The 24570-nt window shown below is 40.6% G+C and carries 34 protein-coding genes and 1 pseudogene; all 35 read left to right on the top strand.

What is annotated here, in order from left to right; translation table 11 throughout:
- Nucleotides 1-4 precede the first annotated feature (4 nt).
- Nucleotides 5-682: a metallophosphoesterase gene (locus RMB13_RS07145; RefSeq protein ID WP_311084810.1), complete on the top strand. Its 678-nt coding sequence runs from the start codon at nt 5-7 to the stop codon at nt 680-682.
- Nucleotides 683-691: 9 nt separating this feature from the next.
- Nucleotides 692-1240 carry a hypothetical protein gene (locus tag RMB13_RS07140; RefSeq protein ID WP_311084809.1) on the top strand — a complete coding sequence of 183 codons (549 nt, stop codon included), beginning with the start codon at nt 692-694 and terminating at the stop codon, nt 1238-1240.
- Nucleotides 1241-1345: 105 nt separating this feature from the next.
- Nucleotides 1346-1576, top strand: a complete 231-nt coding sequence (locus RMB13_RS07135) for a hypothetical protein (protein WP_311084878.1) — start codon at nt 1346-1348, stop codon at nt 1574-1576.
- A gap of 157 nt (nt 1577-1733) precedes the next feature.
- Nucleotides 1734-1904 (top strand): hypothetical protein, encoded by a 171-nt coding sequence (locus tag RMB13_RS07130; RefSeq protein ID WP_202741498.1) that lies wholly within the window; start codon nt 1734-1736, stop codon nt 1902-1904.
- A pseudogene (locus tag RMB13_RS07125) lies at nt 1897-2173 on the top strand (hypothetical protein). The gene RMB13_RS07130 and the pseudogene RMB13_RS07125 overlap by 8 nt, the downstream one beginning before the upstream one ends.
- A gap of 46 nt (nt 2174-2219) precedes the next feature.
- Nucleotides 2220-2615, top strand: coding sequence for a hypothetical protein (locus RMB13_RS07120; RefSeq protein WP_311084808.1), 396 nt, complete (start codon nt 2220-2222; stop codon nt 2613-2615).
- Between the two features lie 64 nt (nt 2616-2679).
- Nucleotides 2680-3168 carry a hypothetical protein gene (locus RMB13_RS07115; protein ID WP_311084807.1) on the top strand — a complete coding sequence of 163 codons (489 nt, stop codon included), beginning with the start codon at nt 2680-2682 and terminating at the stop codon, nt 3166-3168.
- A 347-nt stretch (nt 3169-3515) separates the two neighbouring features.
- Nucleotides 3516-3722 carry a hypothetical protein gene (locus tag RMB13_RS07110; protein WP_311084806.1) on the top strand — a complete coding sequence of 69 codons (207 nt, stop codon included), beginning with the start codon at nt 3516-3518 and terminating at the stop codon, nt 3720-3722.
- Nucleotides 3723-3816: 94 nt separating this feature from the next.
- Complete coding sequence (locus RMB13_RS07105; protein ID WP_311084805.1) at nt 3817-4038, top strand: hypothetical protein; 222 nt, start codon at nt 3817-3819, stop codon at nt 4036-4038.
- Nucleotides 3980-4258 (top strand): HNH endonuclease, encoded by a 279-nt coding sequence (locus RMB13_RS07100; protein WP_311084877.1) that lies wholly within the window; start codon nt 3980-3982, stop codon nt 4256-4258. Before RMB13_RS07105 ends, RMB13_RS07100 begins: the two co-directional genes overlap by 59 nt.
- Nucleotides 4255-4410 carry a hypothetical protein gene (locus RMB13_RS07095; RefSeq protein WP_311084804.1) on the top strand — a complete coding sequence of 52 codons (156 nt, stop codon included), beginning with the start codon at nt 4255-4257 and terminating at the stop codon, nt 4408-4410. Before RMB13_RS07100 ends, RMB13_RS07095 begins: the two co-directional genes overlap by 4 nt.
- Before the next feature lie 178 nt (nt 4411-4588).
- Entirely contained in the window at nt 4589-5038 is a 450-nt protein-coding gene (locus RMB13_RS07090) for a terminase small subunit (RefSeq protein WP_311084803.1), read from the top strand.
- 10 nt (nt 5039-5048) lie between these two features.
- Nucleotides 5049-5231 carry a hypothetical protein gene (locus tag RMB13_RS07085; RefSeq protein ID WP_311084802.1) on the top strand — a complete coding sequence of 61 codons (183 nt, stop codon included), beginning with the start codon at nt 5049-5051 and terminating at the stop codon, nt 5229-5231.
- A 212-nt stretch (nt 5232-5443) separates the two neighbouring features.
- Nucleotides 5444-7120, top strand: a complete 1677-nt coding sequence (locus RMB13_RS07080; protein ID WP_311084801.1) for a terminase TerL endonuclease subunit — start codon at nt 5444-5446, stop codon at nt 7118-7120.
- Between the two features lie 55 nt (nt 7121-7175).
- Entirely contained in the window at nt 7176-7787 is a 612-nt protein-coding gene (locus RMB13_RS07075; protein WP_311084800.1) for an HK97 family phage prohead protease, read from the top strand.
- On the top strand, nt 7781-9121 hold the full coding sequence (locus tag RMB13_RS07070; protein WP_311084799.1) for a phage major capsid protein: 1341 nt from the start codon (nt 7781-7783) through the stop codon (nt 9119-9121). The genes RMB13_RS07075 and RMB13_RS07070 overlap by 7 nt, the downstream gene beginning before the upstream one ends.
- 90 nt (nt 9122-9211) lie before the next feature.
- Nucleotides 9212-9379, top strand: a complete 168-nt coding sequence (locus RMB13_RS07065; RefSeq protein ID WP_311084798.1) for a hypothetical protein — start codon at nt 9212-9214, stop codon at nt 9377-9379.
- A 10-nt stretch (nt 9380-9389) separates the two neighbouring features.
- A complete protein-coding gene (locus RMB13_RS07060; protein ID WP_311084797.1) occupies nt 9390-10850 on the top strand; it encodes a phage portal protein in 1461 nt (486 codons plus the stop codon).
- On the top strand, nt 10847-11140 hold the full coding sequence (locus RMB13_RS07055; protein WP_000029571.1) for a head-tail connector protein: 294 nt from the start codon (nt 10847-10849) through the stop codon (nt 11138-11140). The genes RMB13_RS07060 and RMB13_RS07055 overlap by 4 nt, the downstream gene beginning before the upstream one ends.
- A 7-nt stretch (nt 11141-11147) precedes the next feature.
- Entirely contained in the window at nt 11148-11327 is a 180-nt protein-coding gene (locus tag RMB13_RS07050) for a hypothetical protein (RefSeq protein ID WP_311084796.1), read from the top strand.
- A gap of 10 nt (nt 11328-11337) precedes the next feature.
- Nucleotides 11338-11685 (top strand): phage head closure protein, encoded by a 348-nt coding sequence (locus RMB13_RS07045; RefSeq protein WP_311084795.1) that lies wholly within the window; start codon nt 11338-11340, stop codon nt 11683-11685.
- A 91-nt stretch (nt 11686-11776) separates the two neighbouring features.
- Complete coding sequence (locus RMB13_RS07040; RefSeq protein WP_311084794.1) at nt 11777-11944, top strand: hypothetical protein; 168 nt, start codon at nt 11777-11779, stop codon at nt 11942-11944.
- Nucleotides 11937-12341 (top strand): hypothetical protein, encoded by a 405-nt coding sequence (locus RMB13_RS07035; RefSeq protein ID WP_311084793.1) that lies wholly within the window; start codon nt 11937-11939, stop codon nt 12339-12341. The genes RMB13_RS07040 and RMB13_RS07035 overlap by 8 nt, the downstream gene beginning before the upstream one ends.
- A 49-nt stretch (nt 12342-12390) precedes the next feature.
- Complete coding sequence (locus RMB13_RS07030) at nt 12391-12852, top strand: HK97-gp10 family putative phage morphogenesis protein (protein WP_311084792.1); 462 nt, start codon at nt 12391-12393, stop codon at nt 12850-12852.
- Nucleotides 12849-13211, top strand: a complete 363-nt coding sequence (locus tag RMB13_RS07025) for a DUF3168 domain-containing protein (protein ID WP_311084791.1) — start codon at nt 12849-12851, stop codon at nt 13209-13211. The genes RMB13_RS07030 and RMB13_RS07025 overlap by 4 nt, the downstream gene beginning before the upstream one ends.
- Nucleotides 13212-13284: 73 nt before the next feature.
- The gene (locus RMB13_RS07020; protein ID WP_311084790.1) at nt 13285-13746 is read left to right on the top strand and encodes a phage tail tube protein; all 462 of its coding nucleotides are present in this window, start codon (nt 13285-13287) and stop codon (nt 13744-13746) included.
- Between the two features lie 8 nt (nt 13747-13754).
- Nucleotides 13755-14225, top strand: coding sequence for a phage tail assembly chaperone family protein, TAC (locus RMB13_RS07015; RefSeq protein ID WP_311084789.1), 471 nt, complete (start codon nt 13755-13757; stop codon nt 14223-14225).
- A gap of 313 nt (nt 14226-14538) precedes the next feature.
- Nucleotides 14539-14970, top strand: coding sequence for a hypothetical protein (locus tag RMB13_RS07010; protein ID WP_311084788.1), 432 nt, complete (start codon nt 14539-14541; stop codon nt 14968-14970).
- 12 nt (nt 14971-14982) lie between these two features.
- Nucleotides 14983-15387 carry a hypothetical protein gene (locus RMB13_RS07005; RefSeq protein WP_311084787.1) on the top strand — a complete coding sequence of 135 codons (405 nt, stop codon included), beginning with the start codon at nt 14983-14985 and terminating at the stop codon, nt 15385-15387.
- A gap of 58 nt (nt 15388-15445) precedes the next feature.
- On the top strand, nt 15446-18085 hold the full coding sequence (locus RMB13_RS07000) for a hypothetical protein (RefSeq protein WP_311084786.1): 2640 nt from the start codon (nt 15446-15448) through the stop codon (nt 18083-18085).
- 2 nt (nt 18086-18087) lie between these two features.
- Nucleotides 18088-18570, top strand: coding sequence for a hypothetical protein (locus RMB13_RS06995; RefSeq protein ID WP_311084785.1), 483 nt, complete (start codon nt 18088-18090; stop codon nt 18568-18570).
- Entirely contained in the window at nt 18571-19077 is a 507-nt protein-coding gene (locus RMB13_RS06990) for a DUF1833 family protein (protein WP_311084784.1), read from the top strand.
- On the top strand, nt 19074-19394 hold the full coding sequence (locus RMB13_RS06985) for a hypothetical protein (RefSeq protein WP_311084783.1): 321 nt from the start codon (nt 19074-19076) through the stop codon (nt 19392-19394). Before RMB13_RS06990 ends, RMB13_RS06985 begins: the two co-directional genes overlap by 4 nt.
- Nucleotides 19391-22213 carry a host specificity factor TipJ family phage tail protein gene (locus RMB13_RS06980; protein WP_311084782.1) on the top strand — a complete coding sequence of 941 codons (2823 nt, stop codon included), beginning with the start codon at nt 19391-19393 and terminating at the stop codon, nt 22211-22213. Before RMB13_RS06985 ends, RMB13_RS06980 begins: the two co-directional genes overlap by 4 nt.
- A gap of 59 nt (nt 22214-22272) precedes the next feature.
- On the top strand, nt 22273-24570 hold the full coding sequence (locus RMB13_RS06975; RefSeq protein ID WP_311084781.1) for a hypothetical protein: 2298 nt from the start codon (nt 22273-22275) through the stop codon (nt 24568-24570).

Below are 24570 nucleotides of genomic sequence, written 5' to 3'. Positions count from 1 at the left end.
GTAGGTGATGCTAGTAAAGGTTTGGGATAAAGAGATCAAAGGAAAACTTTTCGCAGTTGGCGATATTCATGGCTGTTACAACTTGCTCATGACTCAACTTAATGAAATTGGTTTCGACTTTGAAAACGACTTATTGGTTGCAGTTGGCGACTTGGTGGATCGTGGAACTCAAAACATCCAATGCGTAGAGTTACTTGGAAAGCCATGGTTCACATCAGTTCGTGGCAATCACGAAGATTTATGTATTGGTGGTCTGCACAATGAATCATACAAGCGCTGCCATGTGGCGAATGGTGGAGAGTGGTTTTATCAATTAGATGGGCAAGCGATGTACAACATTGCAAAAGTATTTGCTGAGCTTCCTGTGGTTTTAGAAGTAAACCATAAGGGTAAAAAGTTCGGTTTTGTTCATGGGCATATTGAGCAGAACAACTGGGAAGAGTTTAAGCATTCGTTTAATGAGAAACCTACAGCATTTCGCGACCCATCTGAATTGGCAATGTGGGGCCGTGAACGTCTTGATTCAGATAACAAACAATACACTCATGTCACTGGTGTTGATGCCGTGATCATGGGGCATACAGTGACACAAAAGCCATGTAAGCGAGACAACTGTTATTACATCGACACAGGTGCTGTTCACTGGGGAACTTTAACAATACTAAATTTAGAAAACATTTGAGGTGACGGTATGAATGCGGCAGTAGTAACAGAAAAATTATCAAATCTTGAATGGGTTGGGCAGCAGATGAGAGCTAAGACAGCAAACTATGAAGCATCTACAATGTCGACCGGTGACAAGGCTCCAACGTGGGAAGAGCGTTGTGGTGCTATTGCATCAATTGAAGATCAAGCAACAAAGGCATATTGTGAAATGCTGGTTTGGGGTGATTCCCGTGATACTACTCAAGCATTCAAGATTCTGGTTGAGCATATTGGCCAGATTTTATATGACGCAGAAATCACAGAACGCCAGCGTCATCACTTTGATTTAAAGCTGTTCTGCAAGAAGATTGCCCGTATGCAGGTGTATTTCTCATTGCGCCCAGAGATCAAAGAAGATCGTACATTGCAGGGCCAGTTAAAGTTCTGTGGTATTGATGAGATAAAGGCAGATACATACAGCAAGAATTATGCTTATCTCGGTGCCATGGTGAATATCATGCTGAAAGACATGGAAGATGAGATCGACTTTTATGTGGGTGAATACCGCAGAAAACTAAACAAGACAATCAATTGACAGCTATAAGGATTTAAGATATTGTTTTCCCATACTGGTCGTATTACGGTTCATACCGAGACCAAGCCATTAAAGCTCATCGAAAGGTGGGCTTTTTTGTTGTCTATGGTATATTTATCTCAAACAACTAGAGAGAATAATGTCATGGGAGAATGGTCTGATTATTTTGAAGACTATCCTGAAGAGGATATGGGGAACTACGTTAATGGAAGGTTTGATCCTGAATTAGCTAGAAAACGAAATATGCAGAAATATGAACCTAGTGTTTCTGATCGAGAGAAGAAACTGAGACAGGAGCAACAAGAGCTTTTGTTAAAACACAAAGGGATTAAATAATCCTCAAAAGACCTCCTTCTGGAGGTTTTCTTTTATGCCCTGCTTCGGTGGGGCTTTTTATTTAGAGAAGTGTGCTGCATAGATATAGCCTCTTGCCAGAGTGGATATCAAAGCTGTGGAGTAGCTCACTTCATCTAAGTTTAAAAAAGGATTGTCTATGGACACAATCGAAGCGAAGAAGAATCTAAACGCGCTATGCAATGAAATAGAAAAGCTTCAAAGCCTTTCGCGTGGATTGATGACTGAAAAAGAAATGTTGGCCATTGATGCTAAGATTCAACGTCATAAGCAACAAGTAAGAAATATCAGAAGTAATCTTCATGCGTGATACAAAGCGATTAGCAGCGATAAGAGAATTGCCTTGCGTTAGATGCGGCTATCCTCACTCACAAGCGGCTCATTCTAATTTCAGTGAACATGGTTAAAGGCAAGGGGATTAAAGCAGATGACAAATACACTATTCCGTTGTGCCATACCTGTCACCAATGGTTTGACCAGTATCGAGGGATGGGACGGGTAGAATCAAAAGAATGGTTCGACAAGATGTTAAAAAGAACAGAGCGCATGCTTAATCTTAAAGATGAAGAAATATTTTAACTGAGCCGAAAGGCTCTTTTTTATTGCATAAAGAAAGGTGTGGGATATGAAATTCAATCAAAAAGGTTCTACAGACATTGTTGCAATTGTTCTAACAGCAGCATTGATCTTAATCATTATCATCTTGGTGCTATTCGCTTGGCCCCACTACAAGGTGTGGAAGCAAGGCATGAATGGTCAAGCAGCGTTAGCAGAAGCTGAACAATCAAAAATGATTCAAGTACAAACAGCTAAGGCTGAACTTGAAAGTGCTAAGTTGCGAGCAGAAGCTATCCAAACAATTGGTAAGGCTGCTAAAGAATTTCCTGAGTATCGTAAGCAGGAGTTTATTGGTGCATTTGGCGATGCTTTACGTGATGGCAAAATTCAGCAAATTATTTATGTTCCAACAGAAGCGAACATTCCAGTTTTGGAAGCTGGCAAGAGAACTACAGAAGAGTAGTTTCCCACATAGCTGGATTTCAGCCGCCTCTGCAATGGGGCTTTTTTAATTCTGAGAGGTCAAAATGGAACCTAGATTCGTCATCAAAAACCATTCTGACATCAACTATGTAATTGGCTATCTCAATACAAACCATGCAAAGGCTGCGAGTGAAGGGAGGCCTTTGGTTGTTACTATTACTTGTAAGCAAGAAAGTCTTTCAGCAGCACAACGAAGATTATATTGGCTCTGGATGACTGAATACGGGAACTATAGAGGTCTGGATAAAGAAGAGGCCTCATCTTTCTTTAAATACAAATATCTTTCGGTAATTTATAACCGTGACAATGTTGGTGAGTATCCAGAAACCTTTAGAACAATGAAGGAACTCAAAAAGACTGGTGCAAGTCAATATGAATCTTTGCGGCAGTTTGTTGCCAATAGAATCAGTATTACAGAAGCAACAACAAAGCAGATGAAAGAATTCTTAAATGATATCGAAATCTTTTGTCTAAAGGATGGTGTGAAGCTCACATGTCCAGATGATCTTAAATATATACTTAATGCATTATAGCTTTGTGTACATGGTAAGCTAAAGTGATCAAGCTGCTTTTGCAGAGGTGCAATATGTATCTAAATCCAACTAATGACAAATTTAAATTACTTGCTGAAAACCTATCAGTATTTGGATGTTTTGCGCCTATAGAAGATCACTCATTAAAGATTGAGAGCATTGAGATTCTGCATAAAAGCAAACACTCAAAAACCAGTGAAGTTCGAATTATTTTATCGGATTGTTGGAGCTGCAAAGAAAAAGGCATGGTTTGTAATGGAGAAAACTTATTTCGAAACTACATTGCCTCCCTTATCAAGTAGGGATTTTAGTAGCTAAGTATATGGCCCTCTTCGGAGGGTTTTTTAATGGATGTCGTTATGGCCTGTAAAGGATGTGAGGAACGTCGTGAGTGGATCAAACAACAATTCGAACTGTTCAAAGAAAGATTGCAGTTGCGGAAACAAAGAAATACTTCAACTGCTCACTCAGATGGTGGAGCAGAACACAGCACTGATTCAGCAGGTGGCGAACAAGGATCAGGTAATACTGGCAGCACTGGAACAGAACAATGAGTTGCTAATGCAGCTAAGTGAGCAAGAGACTCAGGTTGTGTATAGCAATAAGACGTTGGATTAAGTGAGGTGAGATATGGGTAAGTATTTAAGCGTGAGAAATATTGAGTACGCTGGTGGGAAGACTGGCACAGGCACCAAGGTAAAACTAAGTGATGGTAGTTATTTATATGGTGTTAGCTTTGTTGAGACTACAGTTGGTGTTGACCAAGTAGCAGAAGTTCTTATCCGGTTGACTCCAGACTTTGAGAATCCAAATGAAACTACAAACACTCAAACCGAGACTACAGGCACAGAGAACACCAAGGCAGAATAGCTGGGGTTCGGGTCGTGGTGGTCGTTCTTGGCGCAGACTCAAAGCAAAGATACATCTTCAAGATAAGTACACATGTCAGTCCTGTGGTGTTGTCACCATGGACCTTGAGTTAGATCACATCGTTAATATCGCACAAGGCGGTAATGATGATGAGTCAAACCTACAGAGCTTATGTGTGCCTTGTCATAAAGAGAAGACATTGAAGGAGAGTAGGCTATGAACAATGATGAATTATTAGAGCAGCTTGAATCAATTGCTAACTTCATGCGTGGTATGCAGTTTGATCCACGTATACCAGTGGATACAAAAGAAGCATTAAACAACCGTGTACAACGAATAGATGAAATTGTTGAGAAGTTTCAGGAAGAATAGGAAAAAGAGAGGATTTTTTGCATTTTCGATGGATTTATATCTAAATGAGAATTATTCTCGATAAGATCCGTGTCAGGAGGGGGGAGGCAAAATTTTCAAGCTCCTCGCCGCCGGACACCGCCTGCCCTCTCACTTATAAAAAAATTTCCCATTCCATAAATATGTTAAAGGAGGGTATATGGCTTTAACAGAAAAGAAGAAGGCATTTGCTCTCGCAAAACAAAAAGGCAAAGATAATAAAGAAGCTGCAATTTTGGCTGGATGCCCTGAAAAGACTGCATCTGCGGCAGGTGCCCGTTTAGCAAAAGATCCTGATGTTATTGCTTATCTTGAGAGACTTGAAAAAGCTACCCCAGCGCAAGTTGTTAAACATGATGTTAAGCCATTAACAACTAATACAACTATTGAAGCTGCTAAGAATCTAGCCGACCCATTAGCTTTTTTAGAGTCTGTTTACACTGATCCGGTTGAAGATATGGCTTTAAGAGTTCGTGCAGCCCAAGCAGCCCTTCCATACGTCCACGGTAAAGTGGCAGAAAAGGGCAAGAAAGAAACCAAAGAAGATGCAGCTAAGGCTGCGACAAAGTCAGGCAAGTTTGGGACTTTGAATAATCAATTGCCTAGTTGAGATATAAAAAATGCTGTCAGAAGAAATCAAGAAAAATGCTCCCAAAGGGGCTGAGTTTTTTGTAAAGCGAGACGGTTACTATTACAGATATGACCACTATGAAGAATTGTATTATTGGCAACCTGACTCGCAGAAGTGGATAGAAATGAAAAAAGCTTTTCCAGAACCTCACGAATTAGAACCACTCAATTAGCCGCCTTATGGCGGTTTTTATTATACAGTTTTGTCTGAATCCGTGGGCGACACGGTGTGAGAGTAAGCAATGTCCTGAACCAGTATGGGGATGCGTAGCCAGGCTTTTGAATGTGCCATAAACATCAGCTTATCTCAGCCATACATGCAGGGGTTCGCAACCTGCCAGACAATTTATTCCGCCTTCGGGCGGTTTTTTATTGGACAGAATAAATGACCGCAATGCTTCCAGAATGGACAACCGCTTGCCCAGACTGGGAGGAGCGTATTGTTGCCAAACAGTCGCTCATGCCTTGTGAGCCTTTATTTCCACAAGTTGCAGATGTTGCTGAGCGAATCTTTAAAGAACTGATTCTTGTCGATGTGATGGGCAGCCCGAAGATGGGCGAAGTAACGTTGCCTTGGGTATTAGAATTTGTGCGGGCAATTGCTGGTGCATTAGATCCGAACTCTAAGCGTCGATTAATTCGTGAATTTTTCCTTCTGATTTCTAAGAAGAACACTAAATCCACGATTGCCGCAGCAATTATGCTTCTTTTGCTGATTCTTAATGACCGTCTTTCTGCTGAACTTATTATCTTAGCTCCGACAAAAGAAGTAGCTGACAATAGTTTTAACCCAATTCGCGATTTCATTCGTTCTGACGATGAATTAAGTGAAATGATGAATGTGTCTGAGCACACAAAAACGGTCACTCACTTAGGTACAGGCGCAACACTTAAAGTAATTGCGGCAGAATCTAATGCGGCAGCAGGAAAGAAAGCCTCAATCATTTTAATTGATGAGGTTTGGCTCTTCGGTAAGCGTGCTAATGCTGAGTCTATGTTCCGAGAAGCTAAAGGCGGTTTGGCATCGCGTCCAGAAGGTTGTGTTATTTATCTGTCTACGATGTCGGATGAAGTTCCATGTGGTGTATTCAAGCAGCTTTTAGACTATGCCCGTGATGTTCGAGATGGGATTAAAGATGATAAACAATTCCTACCTTTAATTTATGAATTCCCTAAAAAGATGATAGAAGCAGGCGAACACTTAAAACCTGAAAACTTCTACATCACAAACCCGAATTTAGGTGCATCAGTTGACCTTGAATATCTGATTTCAGAGTTTAAAAAGGTCAAAGACGCTGGCGAAGAATCACTTCGAGACTTCTTGGCCAAACACTTAAACATCGAAATCGGCATGAACCTTCGTGCTAACCGGTGGGCAGGTGCGGAGTATTGGAATAAGCAAAAGCATGTTTTTGGATTGGACCAACTTATAGAGCAGTCTGATGTCATCACGATTGGAATCGATGGGGGTGGGTTAGATGACTTGCTTGGATCAGCTGTTTTAGGCCGCCTCAAAAAGGACCCCCGTGTCTGGTGGCTATGGAATCATGCATGGGCAAATAAGATTGCTTTAGAACGTCGTAAGGAAAATATACCTAAATACGATGACTTCAAACTTGAAGGCTCATTAACAGTCGTTGACCGAATAGGCGACGACATTGACCAACTCGCAGCAATTGCTAAGAAAGTTTATGACAGTGGCAAGCTAAACAAGATCGGACTAGATCCACTTGGTTTAGGTGGTCTTTTAGATGGCTTACTTGAGGCCGGAATACCAGAGGAAAGCATGTTCGCTGTTCCGCAAGGTTACAAGCTCATGTCTTACATCCTCACCACTGAACGCAAATTAGCAGAAGGCAATCTTTACCATGCTGGGCAACAACTAATGACTTGGGCAGCAGGTAATGCACGGGTAATTATGGTCGGTAATGGTATGCGAATTACCAAACAAGAATCAGGTGTAGGAAAGATTGACCCTTTGATTGCCACGTTTAACGCAGTTGCTCTCATGTCCATGAATCCAGAACCAACAAACAAAGAATATAACGTCTTTTTCGTCTAATTAAATTTTTAACTCAAGGCTCGCTTAATGCGGGCTTTTTTATTGGAGTTTTGCCATGAAAAACAAGGCTTATTCAGTCTTGCAGGTGAAAGCATTTGATGAAGAGAAGCGTGTTTTTACTGGCATAGCTTCGACTCCAACACCTGACAAGGCAAAGGATGTCCTGATTAGCACAGGAGCAAAATTCACTTTGCCAATGCCATTACTTTTCCATCATGACCATGAAAAGCCTATTGGCAAAGTCATTTCAGCAGATGTCACTAAGAAAGGCATTGAAGTGCAGATTGAACTTCCAGAAATCGAAGAGGAAGGGGCACTTAAAGAGCGTGTAGATGAGGCATTTCAAAGCCTGAAATATGGGCTTGTAAATGGGTTATCAGTTGGATTTACCGCTGATTGGAAGGCTGTAGAGCAATTAGAAGGTGGCGGTTTCCAATTTAACGAATGGAACTGGCATGAGCTAAGCCTAGTTGCTGTTCCTTGCAACAACGAATCCTACATAAACCAAATCAAATCAATTTCTAAATCTTTCGAGCAGCTGGATGACACCGCGTTGGGTGGACAGGCGCAACAACCGGAAGAAAAGAAAACAACTGTCAGCGATGTGGCAGAAAACAAACCAATCGAATTATCAGATCCAAATAAAGGAAGTATCCAACTATGTTAAAAGCACAGTTAGAAAAAGTGAAAGCTACCATCGCTGAAAAACAAAAAGCTATGGAAGCATTAATGAATGCTGCTCATGAAAAAAAGCAAACGCTTAATGATGAGCAAAACACACAATATGCAGCACTTGAAAAAGATGTTGAACGCTTAGAATTTGAAGAAAAGCGCCTTGAAAAACTAATTCAAGCAGCAGAAAAAGCAGCAACTACTGCCACACCGGTTGCGGGTGGAAACCCTGTAGAGGCTGCAAAGTCAGCAGGTGGTGATCCAGAACCAGCAGGGAAAATCATCGTTAAGTCTAATTTGCCTAAAGGTATTGGCTTTGCTCAATACGCCCAAGCAAAAATCGTTTCACAGCTTAATGCTAAAGAAGGCCGTTTTGAGTCTCCATTAGAAGTTGCTAAACGTATGGGCTTCGGTGATGAAGTACAAGACTTAATTACGAAAGCTACATTAGGTACAACAACGGATGCAGGTTTCGCAGCCACTCTTGTTCATGAAAACCAATTGGTTGGTGAATTTGTAGAGTTACTTCGCCAAGCAACAGTATTCGATAAGCTTCAAGGCTTCCGTGCAGTTCCGTTCCGTTCAAAAATCCCTTCTCAAGTTACTGGTGGTACTGCTTCTTGGGTTGGTGAGGGCGCGCCTAAGCCATTAACGAATCCTACTTTTGGTGAAGTTGAAATTGGCGAGCATAAACTTGCTGCAATCACTGTTTACACACAAGAGTTGATGCGTCGTTCAGACCCGTCAGTAAGTGTTTTGGTACGTGATGACTTAATCGCAGCAAGTGCAGCTTTAGTAGATGCAACATTCCTTGATTCAGTGGCTGCTTCTGCTGTTCGTCCGGCTGGTGTATTGAATGGTGTTACTGCTACACCAAATACCGGTGAAACTGCTGCAGCATATGAAAAAGATTTATTGGCCCTCATCACAACTTTTGTAAATAACAACTTAAGTTTAGATGGCTCTTATTTCTTAATGTCAGAAACGCGTGCTGCTCAAATTGCCTTACTTCGTGACGCTTTGGGTAATACTTACTTCCCAGGCATGGGCTTGCGCGGTTCACGTACCTTACTTGGTATTCCAGTTATCACTTCACAGTCTTTAGGCAACAAGATCATCCTTGTGAAAACAAGTGAAATCCTTCTTGCACAAGATGGCGGTGTGGATGTTTCTTACAGCGACCAAGCAACTCTAGTTGATGGATCAACTACTCACCACTTATGGCAAGAAAACAAATTTGCTGTACGTGTAGAGAAGTTCATCACTTGGGCTAAGCGTCGTCCAGTGGCTGCAGCATATCTAGACTACACAACTACTCCAACTCCATAAGTTGGTGTATTGATCTTTAAACAGCTCCTTAATAGGGGCTGTTTTCATATCTGAGCAATGAAACTTCATTGTTGAGCTATGGGAGCAGCTATGAAAATTGAATATTTACAGGTTATGCACAATGCCAATGTGGGTGATGTGCTTGAAGTAACCGATTTTGAAGCAAATATCTTGATTAAAACAGGTGTTGCTAAGCCTTTTGAGGAACCTAAAAAGGCACCAAGCAAACCTAAAAAAGAAGTAAAAACTAGCGAATAAGGCGGTAAAAATGGGCATTTTTGACTGGTTAAGAGGTAAAAAGAGCTTTCAAAGTGTCCATAGTGCTGGGCAGACTTGGAATAGCCTATTTGTACAAGAGCCATACTCAGGTGCTTGGCAGAAAAATGATGAATTAACACGTGATGACCTCGTCGCATCTCATGCAATATTCGCTTGTGTAAGTCTTATCTCAAAAGACATTGGTAAATTGCCAATTCTTTTGAAGCGCAAGAAAGAAGGTGTATTGGTTAATGTAGATATCCCTGAAAAGTTGCGCGTTTTAAAGAAACCAAACAACTATCAAACTTGGCAGCAGTTCCAAGAGCAATGGACTTCTAGTTTGCTACTTCGTGGCAATACTTACGTTTGGAAACTCCGCGATGTTTTTGGCGAAGTCTACCGAATGGTGGTACTTAACCCTGATCTTGTTTGCCCACTGGTTGATGACTACGGCAATGTGTTTTATCAGTTCAACACTGACCGCTTAACACAAACAGAATCAGTGATTGTTCCAGCATCTGAAATCATCCATGACCGTATCAACGCTTTCTATCATCCCTTAGTGGGCTTGTCTCCAATTATGGCTTGTGGTGTTGCTGCGGGAATGGGTGTGAAGATCATCAAGAATGCCGCAAACTTCTTTGGAAATGGAAGCAGACCAGGCGGAATCTTGGTTGCTCCTGGATCTATCACAAAAGAAAAGGCAGAAGAAATCCAAGCTCGCTGGAACACAAATTATTCAGGTGCAAACTTTGGTAAGACTGCGGTCATTGGTGATGGCATGACTTACACCGCTTTGGGTATGAGTGCTGCTGATTCTCAAATGATTGAATTGCTCGAAATGTCGGGTCGTGTGGTTTGTAGTGTGTTCAATGTCCCACCTTTCAAAATTGGCATTGGCACAGTTCCTGATGATTCTGAAAAGGCTAATGGGATTTACTATTCTGACTGCTTACAAGCTCTCATCGAAGCTCGTGAAAACTTGTTAGATGAAGGTTTAGATCTGACTTCATTTAAAGTTGAGTGTTTCCTTGACATCGACACACTCATTCGCATGGATTCTGAACGGTTCCATACTATGGTTCGTGATGACGTGAAAGGGTCATTGCTCACACCTAATGAGGGCCGAGCAAAAATCGGGAAACTGCCTTTGAATGGTGGCGATACAGTTTACATGCAACAGCAAAACTACTCGCTTGACGCACTTGCCAAACGTGATGCTAAGGATGACCCGTTCAATCCTTCATCAAGCGCTTCACAGCCTGCCGAAACACCTAAAGCTGATGAAGAGCAGCCAGAAGGTGAAAACGCGCTTAAATCGCTCTATAAAGGCATATTTAAGGACGATGTTAAGTATGAGAAAGGACAGTTCATCACTAAAAATGGTTCTTTATGGCATGTTGAGAACGACCATATAGGCGAATTTGATCATAAAAACTTTAAGTTATGCGCGAAGGAGTGGACAGAATGAGCATAGTTACTCTTGCGGAAGTTAAAGAACACCTTCGCTATGACGATGATTCAAATGATACTAACTTGGAAATCTATAGAAAAGCGGCTGAATCGGCCGTTTTGCGTTATACAGACGTTATTCACCATGTTGAGCCATATCCCGAAGAGTTCCGATTGGCCGTGCTTGTATTTGTTGGATATTACGACAAGCACCGTAACGCTGAATCTGATGCACCAGTGAATGGCAATTTTATGCCTCAGCCAGTGCAATCACTCTTATTCACTTATCGAACGCCTACGGCTGTGTGAGGTTTTTATGGTTGATTTGAAAGTTAGAGCAAGTAAAAGAAAGCCAAAAGGAGCTACGCATTTTCATTACATTGACAAGTTTATCTACTATGCAATTAAAGGTGAGCAAGTTTGGCAATATGGTGAAGATGGTATATGGCGCATTCCCACAGTAATAATTAAATCTCCAATGATGGAACTATATTGAGGTAGTTGTCATGGGACAAAACGCAGGTGAATTACGTCATCGAGTTACCATCCAAGCATACACTGAACCTGGCAGAGATGATGACGGCTTCCCAATTGAAGGCGGTTGGTCTGAATACAAAAAGCTTTGGGCCAAGGTCACGCCATTATCGGCCAAAGATTTAATTGCAGCACAGGCTGACCAATCCGAAGTAGTCGCCCGAATGAAAATCCGCTATCGAGAAGACATTACGACTAAGATGCAAGTGCTATGGAAAGGTTGGATATTCTCAATTAAAAGCCAAGCATTAGATGATAGTGAAGACTCATACACTTACTGTACTTTCTTGCTTGGACAAGGGCTTGAAAAGCCGAAATAGTGTATAATATTTGAGTGGCTAGGCTGATCACCGAACGCTGTTTTACCTGAACAGTTGCCACAACCATAATCAGGTATTGCAGAGGTGCAAGATGGAAAATATAGATACTCAATTATTTGAAAGGAATCTTTTAGAAACTTTTGAAGATGCCGAATATAAAAGAATTTGCGAACTCTTTGACAGTGAGGATGAGGAGTTTTACAAAGGTGTTAGGTTCACACTTGCTTATTTAAAAGCCAAAGAGGTGAGTCATGACTAATAAGAAAAAATCACCATACAGTGATTATCTTAATTGTGAGATATTTGAAGGCGATTTAATACAACATCCATCAGGTGAAAAAGGAATTGTAGTTTTTGAGCAAAGAACAGAAAGCGATTCAGATAATTGGCTTGTTCATTATGAGGACGGAATTAAATCACGATTATGCCTCCAAGTGGGTGACAAAGGTCAAGCCTACGTGATTGAACATGAAGATATTGTAGCCCGATTCGGCGGTAAAGCCAGAGTAGAAGAAGCTACTAGATCTAAAGCGATTGATGATGTTTATTGCTGGGAACTTGGCAAGTGGTTTAACCATAGATACTGGGTAGAGAAAATGGAGAATAACCATACTGGTGTTACCCTCCGTGAGTTGGCAATAGCTGCAAGAATTTAAAAACTAGAAAGCCTCCTTCGGGAGGTTTTTTTACGTCAGGAGAAACCTTATGGCTGATGTAGACGTAAAAATCGAAGGGCTAGATGAAGTCTTGCGAAAGATGAAGCTGTTAGGCGATCCTCGACGCACTAGAAACGCTGCAACACGTGCTGCTCGTAAAGCAATGAATGTTGTCCGTGATGCAGCAAGACAAAATGCTAAGGCCATTGATGACCCTGAAACCGCAGCTAAGATTTGGAAGAATATTAAAGTTGGTGCAGGGAAAATGAGAGATAAAAGCCAAGTATTGATGCGTGTTGGTGTTGATGGTGGAGCTTCGTTTTCCAATCCAACTCCAAAGCCTACTAGTGGTGGTGACACTCGCCATTGGAGATGGATTGAGTATGGTAAATCAGATGTGCCAGCAGTTCCATTCATGCGTCCAGCATTAGCAAACAATGTTCAAAAGGTCACAGACACTTTCAGCGAGTCATTCAGTGCTGAACTAGACAAGGAAATAGCAAAACTATGAGCTTTCTCCCAATTTATCGAACTCTCAATGCTGATGCTGCGGTCAAGGCTATTTTAGGCACTGATTTGCGTGTTTATGAGGATTTAGCGCCTCTTGATACGCCTACACCATATGCAGTATGGCAAGACATCGGTGGACCAGCAGAAAACAATTTAGATTGCCCAGCAGAAGTTGATCATGTCATGTATCAGGTAATGGTGTATGACACCAATCAAAAACGAGCCTATGAAGCTAGAGAGGCAATTCGGAAGTCTTTAGAAAAAATTAGCTTTATTTTAAATCCACGGATTAGCGACTTTGAAAAAGAAACAAAGTTGTTCGTCCGTGGCTTTGATGCCAATTGGTTTTTATACCGTTAAGTCACACAACAATCCAAAACCACACCGCCAAAAGGCGGTTTTTTATTGCCTAAAATTTGAGGAGTAGCTACTCATGGCAGTTTTACGTACACAAGGTACTAACGTTTTTATCTCTGATGGCACAGCCATTACTAAAGCAATCTGTATTACTGCAATCGATTTAGGCAGTGACAGTACTTCTAAACTTGAAAATACATGTTTAGAAGAAACAAGTTCAAAGTCTTACTTAACTGGTTTGAATGATCCGGGTGATGGCTCAATTACTTTCAACTTAGATCCAGAAAACGACACACACGTTCAACTTCTGGAATGGGCAGATGCACACAAAGAACTAACTTTCTACATTGGTGCAAGTGACGGTACAGCAGAACCAACGATTGCCACTGGTGCAGTGACAGTTCCAACGACTCGCACGTTCTGGACTTATAAAGCTTCATTAGCCCCATCAACTCCAACATTTGAAGCTGACTCACTCGTAAGCTACCAAGTAACTATGCAGCGTAGCACTGGTGTTCAGATTATTCCTAAAGCTTAAGGTGAAAGATGAAAAAGTTATCAGTAGCTAATCTGAAAAAAGTTAGTCTTTCTCAAGGTGCACCAGTCGAAAAGACGGTGCATTTTTCCTTAAATGGGGAAGATTACGAAGCTCAAGTTTTTGTTCGTAAACTATCTTTTAAAGACCAAGAACAGATTTTAAAAGCTTACAAATGGAAGTTCGACCCTAAAGACTTGGAAAACTCTAAGCTTGAAAGTATCGACGGTATTCGCTTACAGGCTGCCCGCATCCTTGGCTCAATTTGCGAAGATGCAAAAGGTTCACCTTTCTTCAAATCAATTGATGAAGTTTTAGATTGTGACGTTTCGGTTTGCAACGCCTTTTATGCTGTCTCAGATGAAGTGAACAACTTCATGGGAAAGTTGATGAAGAAGAGTTCAAACGAAACGAATTCTGGGGAGAACTCGTCCTCTGTGGGGTCGGCGGCAACACAATCGAAGACGCGAAGCAAAAAATAAGTAATGAAGAATTCCACTTCTGGCGTGCATATCGTCAGAAGTATGGTTCCCTTTTCTTTGGCCGCCGAATAGAGCAGGCAATAGGTAATCTATTTGCACTTTATATTTCTTCTAAGGTAAAAAAAGGCACCAAGATTGATGCTCTAAATTATATGCCACATGAAAGCAAACCAGAGCCGCAGAATTTGGAGTCATATTTACGTGCCCAATTACCTGAATAATCTCAATATAATCAAGAGTCGTTTTATGTAATGGTTTTTATTGCCACTTTATTAACCGCTTGTTAAATTACCTCTAAACATAGGGGTAATTCATGAGAAATATTATTTTAGTAGGGCTGATATTTGGGCTTGTTGGTTGTGCTGGTAAACCGGTGAAGGCATTAGATAGTGCAAAACTAAATACAATCCGTGAAGTTTGTATTGAACGTAACAGTAAAGTTACTATCCCATCATTTGAGAATGATTTAGAACGAGCTTTTATTGAAAATGGGATTAAATCTAAATTCTATTCAGATATCAAACCAACTGAATGTCAAAATAGATTAACTTATTCAGCTCAGAGATCATGGGATATGGCAGTATGTACTTCTGTTATCCAATTAGATCTATACGATGCAAATGGAGACCAAATTGCAAAAGTAGACTGGGAACAAAACCCATTAGCACTAAATAAGTGGCGTGGTACAGATGCTAAAGTGCTAGATACAGTAAATAAATTACTTGGCAAACCGAAGATTAATTAGAGTGGAAAAACAATGAAAAAATTATTCTTTTCTGTTCTAGTTGGTATTGTTGCATGTGTTGTAATACTTGGCAATATAGGACCGAAAGATTCCAAAGACAATAATGCAAATGCGGATATAAACAGCAAGTCAATAATTAAACCAGATACCAATTTGATTGTTAAAGCGAAAAGGCATCTTGGTAATTTGTCTAAAGATCCTGATTCTATACAGTATAAAAACGTCACTGCATATATTGATGTGGATGGGAATAGTTATGCGTGTGGCGAATTTAATGCCAAGAACTCTTTTGGGGCCTATGTTGGATATAGAAAGTTTATTTATAACGGGTCAACTTTACTACTAAATGGTGAAACGAAAGTTCCATTTACTGAATTAGAGCAGAAATTCTGCAAGCTTCATGAAATAAGCAACTAGTAATGAAATATCTACAAAGCCCCCATATGGGGGCTTTCTTTTTGGCTGGAGAAAAGTGATGGCAACAAAGTTAGGAACCTTGACACTAGATTTGCTAGTAAGAACAGGTAAATACACTGAAGCTTTTAGGAATGCTGAAAAGACCACAAAAAACTCTGTTGCCAATATTACTAGCTCTATTTCAAGTATGAAGGTTGCATGGGGAGCTGTAGGCGCTGCAGTAAGTATTGCATCAGGGTTAATGGCTTCTAAGTTAGTTGCAGTGCAGCGTGAATTTGATGTACTTAATGCTGGATTAATTACAGCCACTAAATCCTCAAAGGATGCAAAAATTGCATTTGATGCACTATCACAATTTGCAAAAGAAACCCCGTATGGGCTTTCTCAGGCAGTAGAGGCATTTAATAAACTAGTTAATCTAGGCTTAACACCTTCTGAGCAAGCTTTAATGTCTTATGGCAATACAGCTTCTGCTATGGGTAAGGATTTGATGCAGTTAATTGAAGCAGTTGCAGATGCTTCAACCTTCGAGTTTGAACGCTTAAAAGAATTTGGTATCAAATCAAAACAAGAGGGCGACAAGGTAAAATTTACCTTTCAAGGTGTAACTACTGAAGTTAAAAAGAATGCATCAGACATTGAGCAATATCTGATAAAGCTAGGTGAAAATCAGTTTGCAGGCGCAATGTCTGAGCGAATGAACACCCTAGATGGCGATATTGCTGGACTAGAAGATTCATGGAATAGTTTGTGGCTTTCAGTATCTCAATCTGGTGTAGGTGACCTAATTCGAGTAGGTATCCAAAATGCCACAACTTCTATTGATGATCTTACCGATGTTGTTAAATCTGGTGCTATTGAAACTGCATTAGCTGGAATGGGGAAAGCATTTAATATTTTCTCGAATGGCGTTCAAGATGATACTGATGATATTGGTATTAACTTTAGTGAACTAAGTAAACACCTTATTCAAGTTTGGCAATCAACCATCAATGAGCTTAATGCAATTGGCAATGCATTAAATATCGGTAAATCTTGGGTTCAAAAAGCTACAGTGGGAGTTGCAGCTGGTTGGGATATCATCACTGACCCATTTAACAAGCAAAGTTCTAATAGTGCAAAACAAGCAGCTTATGAAAGTAGTATTGCTGCAATTGATGCTGAATTAGCTTCGAAAAAAGATGCAGTTGCTAAAGCATTTAAAAATGCAGAAAAACAACTAGCTGCCTATACTTCAAAAACTAAGGAGTCTAGGGATGTTTTAGCTGATTACAAAGTTAAAACTCAAGATTCTGCTAAAGATACTGAGAATGATGCAAAGAAAAAACGTGAAGCTGCTAAAGCGCAAGCAGAGCTTAATAGACAATTGGAGGAGCGCAAACGCCTTCAGAATTCGCTCATTTATGCATTTGGCGATCGTGAATATCAAATGCAGCTTGATTATGAAAAGCATATTAATGACATAAAAATTGCTTTTGTTGGGGAACAGCAAAAACAATTCTTAAATGTTGCGCGCGGCCGCTATGAAACTGAAAAGGATCTATTTTTAGCTAAGCTTGCTTTCGAATTAAGCGAGTATCGACTTACTGAAGAGGAAAAAATTAACTTCCAATATGAGTTGTCTAAGAAAGAAATCGCAGCTCGCACCGATATTACTGATAAGGATAAAGAGGCATTCTACAGAGCAGCTAAAGATAAGCATCAACAAGAGTTATCTTGGATGCGTCTTGAATCTGCTCAACGTCTGAATGATGCACAATCTGCATTCCAAACAGACATGCAAAACATCACTGCTAAGTATGAATTTGAACGTGAGCAAATCCGTTTGAATAAAAGCCTAACTGGTGATGAAAAAGACTTTCTTATTGGTGCTTCATATAAAACCCAAGACCTTGAGAACGATGATAGTCGGCGTCAAGCTTGGATGAATTATCAAGGCGCAATTGGAGTTGATACATCTGCTGAAGATGCAGCATCACAACGTGGTGAAGTAATACAGCAGGCTTTTGAGTGGCAGTTAATTACCCAAGAAGAGTATCAACAAAGGATGCTGGAGAGTGAGCGCAAGTATCATGCTGACCGAGCAGCGCTTGGATTGTCTTCTAATCAAGCATTTTTTGGATCTATGGTGGATATGCTCAAAAGTGCAGGGGATGAGCAGTCAGCGATATATAAGACCATGTTTGCAGCCGAGAAAGCTTTTGCAATAGCATCGGCAGCAGTTCAAATTCCAGATGCTATGTCTAAAGCATTAAACAATCCGTTCCCTGCCAATATTGCTGCAATGGCAAATGTTGCAGCACTTGGGGCGGGAATTATTGCAAATATCAAGTCTGTAAGTGATGTTGGTTTCGCTACAGGTGGCTACACAGGCAACATGGGGCGTACGGATATTGCTGGAGTTGTTCATGGCCAAGAATATGTACTTAATGCTTCTGCTACCAAACGAATTGGTGTTGATACTCTTAATACACTTAATAGTGGTGGTAGTTTGGGGAATAGTAACGGAGATAGTCCAACCGTCAACGTCTACACATTGCCAGGGCAAACTGCTACTGCAACTCAAAATGACGACGGTTCTTTAGATATCCGCATTCAACAGATTGCCGAGCAAACAGTATCTAACCAATTGGCTAACCCTAATAGCCGAATCTCTAAAACTATGCAGCAAAACTACAATGCACAACGGAGACGATAAGCATGAACAGGCTTAAATACTGCGTGACGCAGAGTGGTTACACTGCAAAAGTTGGTGATGGTGTAATTTCTCAAAGATTAGATGGTGGTGCTAGTCGCTACCGTCGATCTCTTAAAAATGTTTCTCACACGGCTAATGTGCAGTGGGTTGTAGGTGAAGGAGGCTATCAATATCTGATGGCTTTCTATCGAGTTTGGCGTCGTACACCTAGCCAGCCATTCATTGCTCGTCTAATTATTGATGATGGAGAAGTTCAGGATTATCAGTGCTACTTCATTGAAAGCCCTACATTGTCTGCTAAAGAAGGCAAGGTTTTTACTATTACTGCACAGTTTGAAGTTAAGCCTCAGCCAGAAGATGAAGGAATGGATGATCTAATTGTTGAGATAGGTAATGAAGGTGGCGGTGATGACCTTTGGGATTGGGTGAATCCACTCGAAGAATTGGTAAATGAAGATTTACCAAATGCGATGGAGGGTATTTAGATGCCTGACTATACATCCTTCTTTCTAAATTCCAGCAGTGGTGTGGTGCCTTTAGAATGTGTTGAGATTTCACACCCTGACTTTACAGCGCCTTTCCGCTTTGTGAAAAACGATACAGAAGGTGTGACAGTAAAGCATGAGTCAGCAGGGCCTGATATATCCTATGACTATCAACCTATGTCCATTCAGCGTTCTACAGTCAATAATGACCTTGATCAGAAGCTAAACCTTACAATTGCAGATGTAGACGACGAACTAATTAAATCGGTTGTATCTGCTCGGTTAGGCACTAATTGGAAAGTTCGACCTTCTGTTAGATGGCGTCTTTATCGAGATGATGATCTAACAGCTCCGATGGTTTCATTGCAGACTTTAGAGATTGGCACTTTATCGAAAGACAATTCTGGAAACTGCACCTTTGATGCTCAGGCACCTGAACTTAATAGTGTGAAGACTGGTGAGATTTACTCTCTCGAACGATTCCCATTGTTGAGGGGGATGATATGAATCTTGACCATCTCCATAATCATGTCTGGACCAAGGTTTACACCTGCAATGAATTTTTATGTGATGCATGGAAAGATGTAACAGGGCGTGATTTAAAAAAGCGTTTAGAAAGATTTTTAAATGGGAAGGGTAGCTTTAAGAAACTTCAGGAACCTATTTCCCCTTGCATTGTATTTTTTACGAATGGCAAAAGAAGCTCGGCACATGTCGGGCTTTTTTATTGCGACAAGGTTTTGCATTTAACAGGCCGTGGAGTGCAGTACGTTCCACTTGAAATTATTTCCATGAACTTTCGGGAAACGAGGTTTTATATATGAGTTTGAAAAAAGTCATCATCGTTCCTGATGTTTATGATCGTTCTACATGGTCAGAAGCAGAAGTTGAAGATGTTCTGGCATATATTTACCAACAGTTTGATGTATGGCCTGAAAACGCAAAAATCTATCATGACCAGATCGCAGAAGCTTGTGATGTTACTCCGAACCATCCAAAGAGAATTAATGCACAGCTTGAGCATATTCAAACTCTTGAAGGAACATTTTTTGTAGTGATTGAGCCAGCATGGTGGCAAATTATTTACTACGCAATTGTAGCTATCACAGCGGCTTATAGTCTTTACACAGTATTAACTATGCCTAAGCCACAGTCACCTACAGTTGGCTCTTCCAATAATGAATTAGCACAACGTTCAAACCAAGCTCGTTTAAATGGGCGCATACCAGATATGCTTGGTAGAGGGCGCTCATATCCAGATTTAATTGCAGAAGCTTATACAGTCTACAAAGATGGTATAGAAGTTGAAGAATGCGTGATGTGCATTAGTCGCGGGTACTTCCAAATTTTGGATATGCGAGACGGTGACACAGATGTAGCGAATATTGCAGGCACATCAGTATCTGTTTATGACCCATTTACTTCGATAATTGGTAGTCCAATTTATCAAGTCGGCGACAGTTTTACAGAATTGCCAAAATATGTTCGGCGATCAAATTCAATCAATGGTCAGACTATCGAATTGCCTAATATTGCAGTAGTTGAATCAAGTAATGTGTGGTTCCAAAGCCCGAACTTAATTAAATCGGCAGGGCTAGATTTCACCCAGTACTTTGCAGCGACTGATCGAGTTGCCTTAAGTGGTGCGGTCTATGGTATTGAGGATGTGAACCTAAGCGGATCTATCATGGTGAATGAAGACAAGATGGTTATCATTGAGTCATCAACCAATATTGATAATCCCAACTTGTTTAAAGGTTTGCAGTTGACCGGTGCATTAGTTGATATCGAGACTACTACAGGAACACCACCAGTCACAGAGACGAATACTCGCGATCTATCTGGTCAATATGTTGTTTCAGGTGTGACTAAGACTGTGATTGCAGGTGGTTTTCATTATGAAATTACATTGTCAAACCCTGAAAAAGTTAATGCTAACTGGCAGTACGTCAACAACAGCTACACCATTACAGCAGGGGGGCTATTAAATCGAAACTCGAACTCAATTACCCTTGATGACACATACACAATCAACAGCGTGACAGCAGATACGATTGCTTTAGTAAACCCATCAGCAATTAATAGCGATTGGGATAAGTTGCTGACACTTCCAAGTCAAAGCACACAAGGACAAGAGGTTCTAGTCCGCTTTGATGCTGTAAGTTCAAAGTATGTCGGCTGGATCAACTTCGATATGCCAGAGGCGACTCAAGCTGTATTTAACTTCTTCTTTCCAAATGGTCTATTTTACCAAGACAGTAAAGGCGGTATATGGGAAGAAAAAATTACAGTCATTATTGAGTTGCAGGCTATCGATAGTAATGGTGATCCAGCTGGATCAATAGCAACGATCAATCAAGAGATTCGAGCCAACAATAAGTCTCAGTTCGGTAAAACGATTTACATTGATTTGCCTACGGCTGGTTCTTTTCGCTTCCGTTTAAGTCGCACCACGGCAACGCAAGCAGGAAAAACCCAAGACACATGCAAGATTAAGTCTGTATACGGCATGGCTGATTCAATAATCAGTGATTATGGCAATGTGACTGTATTGCGTTCTCGCACAGTGGCTACTGACGGGGCGCTATCAATTAAAGAGCGAAAGCTTAACTGTTTGGTGAATCGTAAACTTCCGCTTGATGGCACAGGGCCTTTACAGGTTACACGTTCAGCAGGGCAAGCACTAATTAATCTAGCCTTGGATCAGTACATTGGCCGTCGAACAAGTGCAGAGGTGGACATTGCCCAAATCAATGCGGAGATTGAAAAAGTTAACTCATACTTTGGCTCAAGCTTGATGTCTGAGTTCAATTACACCATTGATGACGACAATCTTAGCTTTGAAGAAATTGCTGGGATGGTGGCTAGTGCTGCATTCTGTGAGCCGTACCGGTTCGGAAGTCTAACTCGCCTTAAGTTTGAGCAACCCCAAGAAAACGCTATCTTACTTTTCAACCATAGAAACAAAGTGCCTTTAACTGAAAAGCGCTCTTATACATTTGGTGTTCAGAAAGATTATGACGGTGTTGAACTTGAATACACTTCTGATATCGACGATGCCCGTGTAAAGTACATTATTCCTGAGGATATTACACCTAAGAATCCCTTGAAGATCACCACTACAGGTATTCGTAATGCAGCACAAGCGAAAGTTAGGGCGTGGCGCGAGTGGAATAAGCTTCGCTACAAGTACATGTCTTGTGAGTTTGAAGCACTAGATGAATCGGAGCTACTGATTCGTAACGATCGTATTTTAGTGGGAAATAACACAGTTGTAAGTACACAAGATGGTGAAATCGAATCGGCTGATGGGCTGGTTATCAAAACTTCACAGCCCTGTACTTTTGAAGTGGGTCATGACTATTACATCTTTCTTCAGATGTCTGATGCGAGTGTGGACATGGTGCCATGCACAGCAGGTGCTGATAAATATCATGTCGTGCTTAGCCGCCCACCTGTGCAACCACTTGTTGTAAGTGACGATCGATACGTTAAAACACTCTACACATTAGTTCGCGCTGATCAATCAGAAACACAGGCATTCATGCTTGAAGAACTTACCCCCCAAACACAAATGACCAATATGCTTAAGGCTTCTAACTACGATGCTAGATTCTATGAGCGTGACCATGACTTTATTTAATTAATTAACAGAAATCCAAGCCCCTTGATCGGGGCTTTTTTTATGCTTGGAGAAAGGGTATGGCAGGAATTGTTACTATCCAACAATTGAAGAATGCGAGTGTTGACGCAGAAAAGCTTGAGCACATTCTAAATGATGCTGAGTGGGTTGAAATTGAAACGCGCCTGGGCCGTAAAGTTTACTCAATTGCTACAATTAATGCCCTTATTAGTAAATTGAATTTAGATGTTGGTCAAGCAATAGAAGATTTGCAAGCTGCAATTGAGATTGCTCTAGAGGCTGGTGCAGGAGCGAACGGCTGGACAGCAGATTTAATTTCTTATAATGGAAGTACCCAATCAAATTTTAACGACGATGTAAATCGTAAATTTAGCAATACTATTATTATTGATAACTCTGTAAGTGATATCTCTAGTATTCTTAATTCAGCACCAGAAAATACTTTAGTTCAAATTCGAAATGGTCAATACACTGGTTCAGGCATTCAAATCGAAAAGAGCAATTTTAAAATCGAAATGCAAGATGGGGTTGTTTTAACCCTGAAAGCAGGCTCGAATGGAATTTTCTTACGCTTTGGTAAGCGGGGGGCCGATACAGATACAAATGCCGATAACTTACCTCAACATAATGGAACAATTGATTATTGGGATGAAAATGAATTTAGTCCTAGCACTCCAACATTTATTCGTCACGAAAATCTAGGAATTACAGGCGGAACCATTGTTATTGATAATACGAATGGTGTTGGTGGGAATACTGGAATTGACTTTTATAGATGCAATAGTCCAGTACTAGAAACCAAAATTAAATGGTCCTCTAAGTTCAATTTTGGTAATGCTGTGCGAGTATGGTTTTGTAAAGACTTGCAGTCAAACTACCTAAAAATTGATGATAATGAAAACTCCACTTTTACTATGCTTTATTACTGGTCATATGGTTTAAGAGCTGGTGATTGGGATATCGGTAAAGGTGTGGACACATCAATGGAATTTAAGCATTCTGTTGATGGTTACGTTAGAACCTTAAAGGCCAGAGGGTCTGATGGTGTTTGTAAAGCAGTAAACTTTGGATATGGAAGTATTAACAATACAATTGACCGGCTCGAAGTTCGTGGCGGATCAGTGCGATTAAAAGCTAGTGAAGAGTTTGATCTAACTCGTGGCATTGTGATTAATGATCTTGATATTGAAAATATATCTGCCGAAGGTTTAATTATCATGCATGTATCGGGGCTTAGAATTGGTAAATTTAGAATTAGAGCAAAAGTACCTCTCTATTTTTCTGCAACACCTTTTTATATGTTTAGTTCAACTAGAGGCATAACTCCTAGTCAAAGTACAGGCGAATATACTTTTGACGGGAATTATAGAACTAGTGAAGTATCAGGAAGTATTACAAAGTATTTTGAAAAACGTGCTTACCCTGTTTTACAAAATGCTTCTTTCGGTCAAGGTGAGTTAATAGCTACTGCAACAGCTACACAGGTAATCTTCTCTAACGTTTCCGGTGGTGTAGTTGATATGATGACTTCTACAGGCAAGTTGAGACGTTATGAAGAAGGCCAGATAACAGCGCGCGGATATAATGAGAATTGGAGAGCATCCTTTAAATATGAGTATTCAGCGCCAAATGCTATTGAAGATGTAGATTTTGGTGATATGACAATCAAGGCAGAGAATAATGCTGCAAACATTAGTTCAATGGTTCAATTCACATCACCTTTAATTAAGTGTAGAGGAACCTTAAGAACATATGCTGATAAAAAATCGCTGCAATTTATTTGGATGTTTGATTCGAATATCAATTTGAATACCAATAGATACTTAACTGCTTCAGCTGGGTTTGTTGTTGAAATGGATTCCATGGTTCGTTCGACAATTGGTGGGAAATTATTAGCTAATGGCAGGGTAGTAAACTTTAAAGGCGGAAGTCCAATTTATTACACGGATGGCTATGTTGACCATAAATTAACTGGTCGAATTATTAGATCGTCTGCCCCAATATCTACACCACCTCTATACACTAACTTCTCTAGTTCTAGTAATACATGGAAGCCGCTTTTCATTTCAGGATTAAATATTTATGCAGAGGATGGGACTAGTGTTGCAGCTGACGCCTCTATAATTCGTCACAATGGAAGTATCCCTGCTGGTGTTTCTACAGCAAACGGTGCTGGTTATATCTGTGACCAAGCATGTGTTACTGACCACAACCAACGTTTTAGACGAATTTTCACGGATGCAAGTGCAGAAACTCCACCACCTTTAACACCAAACTTTATTGGTGAACTTGCAGTTAATACAACTACAAATACGTGGTGGAATGCCAATAGCTCTACAACATGGTCAAAACTTTGA

The sequence above is a fragment of the Acinetobacter sp. V102_4 genome (assembly GCF_031799005.1).
GTDB classification, from domain to species: Bacteria; Pseudomonadota; Gammaproteobacteria; order Pseudomonadales; family Moraxellaceae; genus Acinetobacter; species Acinetobacter calcoaceticus.
The sequence above is the reverse complement of the archived record's forward strand: the minus strand, read 5'-3'. Positions and strand labels throughout refer to the sequence as shown.

Coding starts and splice junctions, on each gene's coding strand:
- RMB13_RS07140 (WP_311084809.1), top strand. CDS start 692: ATGAATGCGGCAGTAGTAACAGAAAAATTATCAAATCTTGAATGGGTT.
- RMB13_RS07135 (WP_311084878.1), top strand. CDS start 1,346: ATGGTATATTTATCTCAAACAACTAGAGAGAATAATGTCATGGGAGAA.
- RMB13_RS07130 (WP_202741498.1), top strand. CDS start 1,734: ATGGACACAATCGAAGCGAAGAAGAATCTAAACGCGCTATGCAATGAA.
- RMB13_RS07120 (WP_311084808.1), top strand. CDS start 2,220: ATGAAATTCAATCAAAAAGGTTCTACAGACATTGTTGCAATTGTTCTA.
- RMB13_RS07115 (WP_311084807.1), top strand. CDS start 2,680: ATGGAACCTAGATTCGTCATCAAAAACCATTCTGACATCAACTATGTA.
- RMB13_RS07110 (WP_311084806.1), top strand. CDS start 3,516: ATGGATGTCGTTATGGCCTGTAAAGGATGTGAGGAACGTCGTGAGTGG.
- RMB13_RS07100 (WP_311084877.1), top strand. CDS start 3,980: ATGAAACTACAAACACTCAAACCGAGACTACAGGCACAGAGAACACCA.
- RMB13_RS07095 (WP_311084804.1), top strand. CDS start 4,255: ATGAACAATGATGAATTATTAGAGCAGCTTGAATCAATTGCTAACTTC.
- RMB13_RS07090 (WP_311084803.1), top strand. CDS start 4,589: ATGGCTTTAACAGAAAAGAAGAAGGCATTTGCTCTCGCAAAACAAAAA.
- RMB13_RS07085 (WP_311084802.1), top strand. CDS start 5,049: ATGCTGTCAGAAGAAATCAAGAAAAATGCTCCCAAAGGGGCTGAGTTT.
- RMB13_RS07080 (WP_311084801.1), top strand. CDS start 5,444: ATGACCGCAATGCTTCCAGAATGGACAACCGCTTGCCCAGACTGGGAG.
- RMB13_RS07075 (WP_311084800.1), top strand. CDS start 7,176: ATGAAAAACAAGGCTTATTCAGTCTTGCAGGTGAAAGCATTTGATGAA.
- RMB13_RS07070 (WP_311084799.1), top strand. CDS start 7,781: ATGTTAAAAGCACAGTTAGAAAAAGTGAAAGCTACCATCGCTGAAAAA.
- RMB13_RS07065 (WP_311084798.1), top strand. CDS start 9,212: ATGAAAATTGAATATTTACAGGTTATGCACAATGCCAATGTGGGTGAT.
- RMB13_RS07060 (WP_311084797.1), top strand. CDS start 9,390: ATGGGCATTTTTGACTGGTTAAGAGGTAAAAAGAGCTTTCAAAGTGTC.
- RMB13_RS07055 (WP_000029571.1), top strand. CDS start 10,847: ATGAGCATAGTTACTCTTGCGGAAGTTAAAGAACACCTTCGCTATGAC.
- RMB13_RS07050 (WP_311084796.1), top strand. CDS start 11,148: ATGGTTGATTTGAAAGTTAGAGCAAGTAAAAGAAAGCCAAAAGGAGCT.
- RMB13_RS07045 (WP_311084795.1), top strand. CDS start 11,338: ATGGGACAAAACGCAGGTGAATTACGTCATCGAGTTACCATCCAAGCA.
- RMB13_RS07040 (WP_311084794.1), top strand. CDS start 11,777: ATGGAAAATATAGATACTCAATTATTTGAAAGGAATCTTTTAGAAACT.
- RMB13_RS07035 (WP_311084793.1), top strand. CDS start 11,937: ATGACTAATAAGAAAAAATCACCATACAGTGATTATCTTAATTGTGAG.
- RMB13_RS07030 (WP_311084792.1), top strand. CDS start 12,391: ATGGCTGATGTAGACGTAAAAATCGAAGGGCTAGATGAAGTCTTGCGA.
- RMB13_RS07025 (WP_311084791.1), top strand. CDS start 12,849: ATGAGCTTTCTCCCAATTTATCGAACTCTCAATGCTGATGCTGCGGTC.
- RMB13_RS07020 (WP_311084790.1), top strand. CDS start 13,285: ATGGCAGTTTTACGTACACAAGGTACTAACGTTTTTATCTCTGATGGC.
- RMB13_RS07015 (WP_311084789.1), top strand. CDS start 13,755: ATGAAAAAGTTATCAGTAGCTAATCTGAAAAAAGTTAGTCTTTCTCAA.
- RMB13_RS07010 (WP_311084788.1), top strand. CDS start 14,539: ATGAGAAATATTATTTTAGTAGGGCTGATATTTGGGCTTGTTGGTTGT.
- RMB13_RS07005 (WP_311084787.1), top strand. CDS start 14,983: ATGAAAAAATTATTCTTTTCTGTTCTAGTTGGTATTGTTGCATGTGTT.
- RMB13_RS07000 (WP_311084786.1), top strand. CDS start 15,446: ATGGCAACAAAGTTAGGAACCTTGACACTAGATTTGCTAGTAAGAACA.
- RMB13_RS06995 (WP_311084785.1), top strand. CDS start 18,088: ATGAACAGGCTTAAATACTGCGTGACGCAGAGTGGTTACACTGCAAAA.
- RMB13_RS06990 (WP_311084784.1), top strand. CDS start 18,571: ATGCCTGACTATACATCCTTCTTTCTAAATTCCAGCAGTGGTGTGGTG.
- RMB13_RS06985 (WP_311084783.1), top strand. CDS start 19,074: ATGAATCTTGACCATCTCCATAATCATGTCTGGACCAAGGTTTACACC.
- RMB13_RS06980 (WP_311084782.1), top strand. CDS start 19,391: ATGAGTTTGAAAAAAGTCATCATCGTTCCTGATGTTTATGATCGTTCT.
- RMB13_RS06975 (WP_311084781.1), top strand. CDS start 22,273: ATGGCAGGAATTGTTACTATCCAACAATTGAAGAATGCGAGTGTTGAC.